Genomic DNA, 9,324 nt, shown 5'->3' with positions numbered 1-9,324 from the left:
CCGCCAAGGCCGCGCCCAGCATGGCCGGGCTCGACCTCGCCAAGGTGGTGTCGGTCACGCAGACCTACGAATGGACCGAGACCGAATGGAAGCTGGGCGCGGGCTACGGCGTGCAGATCACGCCCAAGTTCCACGTGGTGGCCTTCGACTACGGCGTCAAGAAGAACATCCTGCGCATGATCGCGCAGCGCGGTGCGCGTATCACCGTGGTGCCGGCGCAGACGCCCGCGGCCGACGTGCTCAAGCTCAAGCCCGACGGCATCTTCCTGGCCAACGGCCCGGGCGATCCGGAGCCCTGCGACTACGCCATCAGCGCGGTCAAGGAACTGATCGAGACCGGCATTCCCACCTTCGGCATCTGYCTGGGCCACCAGATCATGGCRCTGGCCWSSGGCGCMAAGACCTTCAAGATGAASWWCRGCCACCATGGYGCSAACCAYCCGGTGAAGGACCTGGACRACGGCCGCGTGAGCATCACCAGCCAGAACCACGGCTTTGCSGTGGACAWGGCCTCGCTGCCCGCCACGGTGCGCCCCACGCACATCAGCCTGTTCGACRGCACGCTGCARGGSCTTGMGCGCACCGACAAGCCTGCGTTCTGCTTCCAGGGCCACCCCGAGGCATCGCCCGGCCCGCACGACATCGCCTACCTGTTTGACCGCTTCACCGCGCTGATGGAGAAGAAATAATGCCAAAGCGCACAGACCTCAAATCGATCCTCATCATTGGCGCCGGCCCGATCATCATCGGCCAGGCCTGCGAGTTCGACTACTCCGGCGTGCAGGCCTGCAAGGCCCTGCGTGAAGAAGGCTACAAGGTCATCCTGATCAACAGCAACCCTGCGACGATCATGACCGACCCGGCCACCGCCGACGTCACCTACATCGAGCCCATCACCTGGCAGACGGTCGAGAAGATCATTGCCAAGGAACGCCCCGACGCCATCCTGCCCACCATGGGCGGCCAGACTGCGCTGAACTGCGCGCTGGACCTGTGGCGCAACGGCGTGCTCGACAAGTACAAGGTCGAGTTGATCGGTGCCACACCCGAAGCCATCGACAAGGCCGAAGACCGCCTGAAGTTCAAGGACGCCATGACCAAGATCGGTCTGGGCTCCGCGCGCTCTGGCATCGCCCACAGCATGGACGAAGCCTGGGCCGTGCAAAAGACCGTGGGTTTCCCCACCGTGATCCGCCCCAGTTTCACGCTGGGCGGTACCGGCGGCGGCATTGCCTACAACCCCGAAGAGTTCGAGACCATCTGCAAGCGCGGCMTSGAAGCCTCGCCSACCAACGAGYTGCTGATYGAAGAGTCGCTGCTCGGCTGGAAGGAGTACGAGATGGAAGTGGTCCGCGACAAGGCGGACAACTGCATCATCATCTGCTCCATCGAGAACCTGGACCCCATGGGCGTGCACACAGGGGACTCGATCACGGTGGCCCCCGCGCAGACGCTGACCGACAAGGAATACCAGATCATGCGCAACGCSTCGCTCGCGGTGCTGCGCGAGATCGGCGTSGAYACSGGCGGCTCCAACGTGCAGTTCTCGRTCAACCCGAAGGACGGCCGCATSATCGTCATCGAGATGAACCCGCGCGTCTCGCGTTCGTCGGCGCTGGCCTCCAAGGCCACGGGYTTCCCGATTGCCAAGGTCGCGGCCAAGCTGGCTGTGGGCTAYACGCTCGATGAGCTCAAGAACGAAATCACCGGCGGCGCCACGCCTGCCTCGTTCGAGCCTTCGATCGACTACGTGGTCACCAAGATCCCACGTTTTGCGTTCGAGAAATTCCCGACGGCCGACAGCCGCCTGACCACCCAGATGAAGTCTGTGGGCGAGGTCATGGCCATGGGCCGCACCTTCCAGGAGTCSTTCCAGAARGCSCTGCGCGGYCTSGAAGTGGGCGTGGACGGCMTSAACGARAAGACSCAGGACCGCGAAGTGCTCGARAAGGAACTGGGCGAGCCCGGCCCYGAGCGCATCTGGTACGTGGGCGAYGCSTTYGCCATGGGCCTGWSSGTSGAYGARGTGTWCGMSCTSACCAAGATCGACMMSTGGTTCCTGGTGCAGATCGARGAGATCGTGAARATCGAACTCGAACTCGACCAGCTCGCCGCCGACAAGGGTGATGCGGCATTGGCTACGCTGGATGCCGACACGCTGCGCACGCTCAAGAAGAAGGGCTTCTCAGACCGCCGCCTGGCCAAACTGCTCAAGACCACCGAGAAATCGGTGCGCGAAGCACGCCGCGCGCTGAACGTTCGCCCCGTGTACAAGCGCGTGGACACCTGCGCTGCCGAGTTCGCCACCAACACGGCCTACATGTATTCGACTTACGAGGAAGAGTGCGAAGCTGCGCCGACGGACAAGAAAAAGATCATGGTGCTGGGCGGTGGCCCGAACCGCATCGGCCAGGGCATCGAGTTCGACTACTGCTGCGTGCATGCCGCACTCGCCATGCGCGAGGATGGCTACGAAACCATCATGGTCAACTGCAACCCTGAAACGGTTTCGACCGACTACGACACCTCCGACCGCCTGTACTTTGAGCCGCTGACGCTGGAAGACGTGCTCGAGATCGTGGACAAGGAAAAGCCACACGGTGTGATCGTGCAGTACGGCGGCCAGACGCCGCTCAAGCTGGCACTGGGCCTGGAAGCCGAAGGCGTGCCGATCATCGGCACCAGCCCCGACATGATCGACGCAGCCGAAGACCGGGAGCGTTTCCAGAAGCTGCTGGGCGACCTGGGCCTGCGCCAGCCGCCCAATGCCACCGCGCGTACCGAAGCCGAGGCTTTGGAAAAGGCCGCCACGCTGGGTTACCCCCTGGTGGTGCGCCCCAGCTACGTGCTGGGCGGCCGCGCGATGGAAATCGTGCACGAGCAGCGCGATCTGGAGCGCTACATGCGCGAGGCCGTCAAGGTGAGCAACGACTCGCCCGTGCTGCTGGACCGCTTCCTGAACGACGCCATCGAGTGCGACGTGGATTGCCTGCGCGACCCCGAAGGCAAGACCTTCATCGGTGGCGTGATGGAGCACATCGAACAAGCCGGCGTGCATTCGGGCGACTCGGCCTGCTCGCTGCCGCCGTACTACCTCAAGCAAGCCACGGTGGACGAGCTCAAGCGCCAGTCTGCTGCCATGGCCGAAGGCCTGAACGTGGTGGGCCTGATGAACGTGCAGTTCGCCATCCAGGAAGTGGATGGCAAGGACGTCATCTACGTGCTGGAGGTGAACCCCCGCGCCTCGCGCACGGTGCCTTTTGTCTCCAAGGCCACCGGCATCCAGCTGGCCAAGGTCGCAGCGCGCTGCATGGCGGGCCAGTCGCTGGCTTCGCAGGGCATCACCAAGGAAGTGACACCGCCTTACTTCAGCGTGAAGGAAGCCGTGTTCCCCTTCGTCAAGTTCCCGGGCGTGGACACCATTCTCGGCCCCGAGATGAAGTCCACAGGCGAGGTGATGGGCGTGGGCAAGACCTTTGGGGAAGCGTTCGTGAAGAGCCAGCTGGGCGCGGGCACCAAGCTGCCGACGTCGGGCAAGGTGTTCCTCACCGTGAAGAACAACGACAAGCCCCGTGCGGTGGACATTGCCCGCCAGCTGGTGGCGCTCGGCTTCGACCTGGTGGCGACCAAGGGCACCGCTGCGGCCATCGCCGAGGCGGGCGTCCCGGTGGTGGTGGTCAACAAGGTCACGGAAGGCCGTCCGCACATCGTGGACATGATCAAGAACAATGAGATTGTCATGGTCATCAACACGGTGGAAGAGCGCCGCAATGCGATTGCAGACTCTCGCGCGATCCGCACCTCGTCGCTGCTGGCCCGCGTGACCACCTTCACCACCATCTTTGGTGCCGAGGCGGCCGTCGAGGGCATGAAGTACCTCGACAAGCTCGACGTGTATTCCGTGCAGGAACTGCACGCTCAACTGGCGGCCTGACCGGGTTTTTGCGGTGGCTTTTGCCGCCGCAAACACGGCATAATTGCAGCCGAACTAACACCGCCGCGCGGCAACGTGCGGCGGTTTCCTTTTGTAGATGTGCCATGTGCACCCGCCAGTGTTTTGCGGGGCGCAGCGTGGCGACAGATCGGTGGAAGTGCATTGCACTTTCACCGTTTTGACTTGTGGAGACTCAATCTCATGGCCACTATTCCAATTACCAAGCGCGGCGCCGAAATGCTCAAGGAAGAGCTGCACCGACTCAAGACCGTGGAGCGTCCCGCTGTGATCTCGGCCATTGCCGAAGCGCGTGCGCAGGGCGACCTGAGTGAAAACGCCGATTACGACGCCGCCAAGGACCGCCAGGGCTTTATCGAAGGCCGCATTCAGGAGATCGAGGGCAAGCTCTCGGTGGCCCAGGTCATCGACCCCAGTGCGGTGGATGGTGGCGGCAAGGTGGTGTTTGGTGCCACGGTCGAGCTGGAGGACGAAGAGTCGGGCGACACGGTGAAATACCAGATCGTCGGGGAAGACGAGGCGGACCTCAAGCGAGGCCTGATCAATATTTCCAGCCCCATCGCGCGTGCCCTCATTGGCAAGGAGGAGGGCGACACCGCTGAGGTGCAGGCCCCCGGTGGCATCCGCCGCTATGAAGTGGTGGCGGTCAGCTACCAGTGATGGTGTGATGGCTGCCATGTGGCTGGGCATGCGCCCGCGACTTCCCGTTCTGGTGGCGGCCTTGTGGTGGGGCAGTCTCACCACCATCGGCTTTTTGGTGGTGCCGCTGTTGTTCGCCTATCTGCCATCCCCTTCCCTGGCGGGACAGATGGCGRCCCGGCTGTTTGCGGCGCAAACCTGGGTGGCTGTGGTGTGCTGTGTGGTGCTGCTGCTGCTGTCCAGACCTCGGCATGGGGTGACCCAATATCCGTGGGCACGCGCTGCCATGCTGTTCGTTCTGGGCGGCCTGCTGCTGGCGTTGCTCAACCAGTTTGGTGTGGCGCCCCGCATTGTGGCCCGGCAGGACTTGCGTCTGTGGCACAGCGTGGGGACGGTGATGTACGCGGTGCAATGGGGCTGCGCCTTGGCAGTGTTCTGGCAAACGCTTCGGCCAGGAGCGCACACGGCAGTGGAAGAGCGGTCCGCCAGCGATTGACGGTCAGGCAAGCGACTCGCTGACAGACCTGCTGCGGCGTAGACTTTTCCTGTCAGGACAAGCCTGCCCGCCGCCGCGCCTATTCGTGCCAGTGTTCCGCCACCCAGGTAGCTGGACGGATGTAGCGGAAGCGGCGGTTGCGCCTCCCCGCCAGCGCATCCGGGGGATTGCATTCCCCGTGAAAAATCACGATGCGTGCGCCGTCGGGCACAAACGGAGCGCGCCAGTAATTGGTGGGCCACGGCGGTATACCGTGGTACTTGAAACTGGGGCACCATGCAGCGGGCCAGTATTGCAGCTTGCCCTGCTTGTGCAAGAAGTCGGACAGGTAGGCCTGTTCGTTGCGAAACTGTGCGCGTATCTCCGCGAAGTGTTCGCGAAAATACGCCAGCACATCAGGATGGGCGCCAAGCTCGAAGCGATAGACCGACGAGTTTCCCGTGATGCGCCATGGGCGTTTGTAGTCGTGAATGATCAGGAATTCGCCGGGCTTGGTGAAAAAATCATCCAGGCTGCCGGTGACGACCACATCCACGTCCAGAAACAGGGCGGTGCCCCGCAGGCCATGCAAGTCTGCGCTGAAGGTGGCCAGCTTGGTCCAGCCCCGCTCGGGAATGCCGGGCGGTAGATCCAGTGCAGGAATGGGCAGGCATTGCACTTCGCTACGGATTCCGGTGCTGTCATCGGTGAGGCAGACAAAACGGAAGTCTCCGCTCAGATGCCGGCGCACCATSGCGTASAGSCGGTTGACGTATTCGGGGCCGTATTTCGTGCCCCAYTTCATGCAGAGRATGTGGCGCGTCGGCGCCATGCCGGCAGGTGCTGCAATGGTTGCAGATGCTGCTTCAGCGGTCATCAGTCAGCCTGGCGCTTCTTGATGGATTTTTGCTTGGGCTTGGCGCGCTTGATTTGGCCGCCTGACGTGAGGCGCTGGTTGCCGAGCACACGCAACTGCTTGATCTCGGGGCGCTGACCACCCCGTTTGCTGTACTTCAATACCTTGACATCGCGTGGGCCGGGCATCCGGTCTTCGTCGATGGTTCGCTCTTTGACAGGCTGGGGCCGCCACAGCACCAGCAGTTTGCCGATGTGCTGTATGGGTGCAGCGTTGAGTTCGGCGGTCAGCTCCTGGTACATCAGCTCGCGCGCCACGCGGTCGTCGTTGAAAACACGCACCTTGATCAGGCCATGGGCGTTGAGGGCGGCGTCGATTTCCTTCTTCACGGCAGGGGTGAGGCCATCGCCGCCGATCAGGACCACGGGGTCCAGGTGGTGGGCATTGGCGCGTTGTTCCCGGCGCTCGGCAGGAGTCAGTTGAATTTGGGGCATACCCGTATTATGTCTGCGGCCCGTGGTGGGGTGACTCCACCTCCCGAGTGCGGCAAGGCTTTCAAGTCACCAGCTACAGCGATTGTCGAGAGACAATACCGCCATATGAAAGTCAAAACCCAGAGCAAGAAGGTGAACAAGGCGTGGCTCAACGACCACGTGAACGACACCTATGTCAAATTGGCACAGAAGGAGGGTTACCGCGCCCGTGCCGCCTACAAGCTCAAGGAGATTGACGAGCAACTGGGCCTCATCAAGCCTGGTTATACGGTGGTCGACCTGGGCTCCACACCGGGGGCGTGGAGCCAGTATCTGCGCAGGCGCATGTCGCCCGCTGGCGCCGCTGCGGGGCAGCTCAACGGGGTGATCATTGCGTTGGACATTCTGCCCATGGACCCCATTGAAGGCGTTACCTACTTGAACGGAGACTTTCGCGAGCCCGAGGTGCTGGAGCGCCTGGAGCAGGCGCTCGACGGCCGGGTGGTGGACGTGGTGGTGTCTGACATGGCGCCCAACCTGTCGGGCATCGAGTCGGCCGATGCAGCACGGATTGCGCATTTGGTGGAGTTGGCTGTGGATTTTGCGTGCAACCATTTGAAACCGGAAGGCGCCCTGGTGGTCAAGCTGTTCCATGGCAGCGGATACAGCGATCTGGTCACACTGTTCAAGCAGACCTTCAAGGTCGTCAAACCCTTGAAACCCAAGGCGTCGCGCGACAAGTCGTCGGAAACCTTCCTGGTGGGCATGGGGCTGAAAAAGCAGCCTGTCTAGGCTTGCCTCAGGTCAAGAATCCGTGAACTTTGGCTGCAAAGCCCGTGCTGATTCCATGGGCGTGAGGGGGAATAGAGCTGGTCCCGTGGCTTGAAAGACCTAAAATGGGCCGCACATGCGTGCCATGACGGCAGTGTGTCCGTTTTCTGTTCCCTGCAACTGGAGCCCCGCTTGAACAATCAGTGGTTTTCAAAAATTGCCGTATGGCTGGTCATTGCCATGGTGCTGTTCACGGTGTTCAAGCAGTTTGACACTCGCAGCGGCGCCAGTGCAGGCCACGTCGGGTATTCCGAGTTTCTGGACGAAGTCCGCAACAACCGCATCAAAAGCGCCACCATTCCCGAAGGGCTGAGCGGTGGCGAGATTGTTGCGGTCACCACCGATGATCGCAAGATCCGCACAAACGCTTCGGTGCTGGACCGTGGTCTGGTGGGTGACCTGCTGAATCACAACGTCAAGTTCGACGTGAAGCCTCGTGAGGAAGGCTCCTTGCTCATGACCCTCCTGGTCAGCTGGGGGCCCATGTTGCTGTTGATTGGCGTGTGGGTGTACTTCATGCGCCAGATGCAAGGTGGCGGCAAGGGCGGCGCGTTCAGCTTTGGCAAGAGCAAGGCTCGCATGCTGGACGAGAACAACAACCAGGTCACGTTCGCTGACGTGGCCGGCTGCGACGAGGCCAAGGAAGAAGTCAAGGAAGTGGTGGACTTCCTCAAAGACCCACAAAAGTTCCAGAAGCTCGGCGGCCGTATTCCCCGTGGCCTGCTGCTGGTGGGGCCTCCCGGCACTGGCAAGACCCTGCTGGCCAAGTCCATCGCTGGCGAAGCCAAGGTGCCGTTCTTCAGCATCTCCGGCTCCGACTTCGTGGAAATGTTCGTTGGCGTGGGCGCGGCGCGCGTGCGCGACATGTTCGACAACGCCAAGAAGAACGCTCCCTGCATCATCTTCATCGACGAAATCGATGCGGTGGGCCGCCAGCGYGGYGCYGGCCTGGGTGGYGGCAACGACGAGCGYGARCARACCCTGAACCAGATGCTGGTCGAGATGGAYGGCTTYGAAACCAACCTGGGCGTSATCGTGGTGGCTGCCACCAACCGCCCKGACATYCTGGACGCCGCSCTGCTGCGYCCRGGCCGTTTYGACCGCCAGGTGTAYGTGACGCTGCCCGACATCCGYGGCCGCGAGCAGATCCTGRRCGTKCACATGCGCAAGATCCCGATTGGTCAGGATGTGGCGCCTGGCATCATCGCCCGTGGTACCCCCGGCATGAGTGGTGCCGACTTGGCCAACCTGTGTAATGAAGCCGCCCTGATGGCTGCCCGCCGCAATGCGCGCACCGTGGAGATGCAGGACTTCGAGAAGGCCAAGGACAAGATCYTCATGGGYCCCGAGCGCAAGAGCATGGTCATGCCCGAGGAAGAACGCCGCAACACGGCTTACCACGAGTCAGGCCATGCGCTGATCGGCAAGTTGCTGCCCAAGTGCGACCCCGTGCACAAGGTCACCATCATTCCCCGCGGCCGTGCTCTGGGCGTGACGATGAGCCTGCCCGCACAGGACCGTTACAGCTATGACCGCGAATACATGCTCAACCAGATCAGCATGCTGTTCGGTGGCCGCATYGCCGAAGAAGTGTTCATGMACCAGATGACCACCGGCGCCAGCAACGACTTCGAGCGCGCCACTCACATCGCCCGCGACATGGTCACGCGCTACGGCATGACCGATGCCCTGGGGCCGATGGTTTAYGCCGAGAACGAAGGCGAAGTGTTCCTGGGCCGCTCGGTCACCAAGACCACCACCATGAGCGAACAGACCATGGAAAAGGTGGACATGGAAGTGCGCCGCATCATCGATGAGCAGTACAACCTCGCCCGCCGCCTGATCGAAGAGAACAGTGACAAGATGCACGCCATGGCCAAGGCCTTGCTCGAATGGGAAACCATCGATACCGAGCAATTGGACGACATCATGGCGGGCAAGGAACCTCGTCCTCCCAAGGACTGGACGCCACGCACCCCTCCCTCTGGTGGTGATAACTCTAGTGGCGGCACTCCAGCTGTAGCCACGGATACTGCACCGACGGCGGCCTGACCAGGCTCGCGGTCCAGCCGTTTGAACGGGGCCTTGTGCCCCGTTT

The 9,324-nt window shown here is 62.3% G+C and carries 8 protein-coding genes; 6 read left to right on the top strand and 2 right to left on the bottom strand.

The window, feature by feature from the left end:
• The 4 genes from AC04MI_RS10010 to AC04MI_RS09995 form a co-directional block, all read left to right on the top strand.
• On the top strand, nt 1-689 hold a 689-nt coding region (locus tag AC04MI_RS10010; protein ID WP_476497720.1), incomplete at its 5' end, for a carbamoyl phosphate synthase small subunit.
• Entirely contained in the window at nt 689-3,934 is a 3,246-nt protein-coding gene (gene carB, locus AC04MI_RS10005) for a carbamoyl-phosphate synthase large subunit (RefSeq protein WP_476497719.1), read from the top strand. The genes AC04MI_RS10010 and carB, both read left to right, overlap by 1 nt.
• 201 nt (nt 3,935-4,135) lie before the next feature.
• Nucleotides 4,136-4,612 (top strand): transcription elongation factor GreA, encoded by a 477-nt coding sequence (greA, locus tag AC04MI_RS10000; protein ID WP_056067220.1) that lies wholly within the window; start codon nt 4,136-4,138, stop codon nt 4,610-4,612.
• A 28-nt stretch (nt 4,613-4,640) separates the two neighbouring features.
• Entirely contained in the window at nt 4,641-5,087 is a 447-nt protein-coding gene (locus tag AC04MI_RS09995; RefSeq protein ID WP_476497722.1) for a DUF4149 domain-containing protein, read from the top strand.
• 79 nt (nt 5,088-5,166) lie between these two features.
• On the opposite strand, the gene AC04MI_RS09990 is transcribed toward AC04MI_RS09995, so the two are convergent.
• Nucleotides 5,167-5,898: a glycosyltransferase gene (locus AC04MI_RS09990; protein ID WP_436078674.1), complete on the bottom strand. Its 732-nt coding sequence runs from the start codon at nt 5,896-5,898 to the stop codon at nt 5,167-5,169.
• Nucleotides 5,899-5,942: 44 nt separating this feature from the next.
• The gene (locus tag AC04MI_RS09985; RefSeq protein ID WP_056067223.1) at nt 5,943-6,416 is read right to left on the bottom strand and encodes a YhbY family RNA-binding protein; all 474 of its coding nucleotides are present in this window, start codon (nt 6,414-6,416) and stop codon (nt 5,943-5,945) included.
• Between the two features lie 105 nt (nt 6,417-6,521).
• Between AC04MI_RS09985 and AC04MI_RS09980 the strand changes: the two genes are divergently transcribed.
• Both AC04MI_RS09980 and ftsH read left to right on the top strand, forming a co-directional pair.
• Nucleotides 6,522-7,187, top strand: a complete 666-nt coding sequence (locus AC04MI_RS09980; RefSeq protein ID WP_056067225.1) for an RlmE family RNA methyltransferase — start codon at nt 6,522-6,524, stop codon at nt 7,185-7,187.
• A gap of 171 nt (nt 7,188-7,358) precedes the next feature.
• A complete protein-coding gene (ftsH, locus tag AC04MI_RS09975; RefSeq protein ID WP_476497718.1) occupies nt 7,359-9,278 on the top strand; it encodes an ATP-dependent zinc metalloprotease FtsH in 1,920 nt (639 codons plus the stop codon).
• Nucleotides 9,279-9,324: the final 46 nt, after the last annotated feature.

It is taken from the genome of Acidovorax sp. LjRoot204, assembly GCF_056175785.1.
The sequence above is the reverse complement of the archived record's forward strand: the minus strand, read 5'-3'. Positions and strand labels throughout refer to the sequence as shown.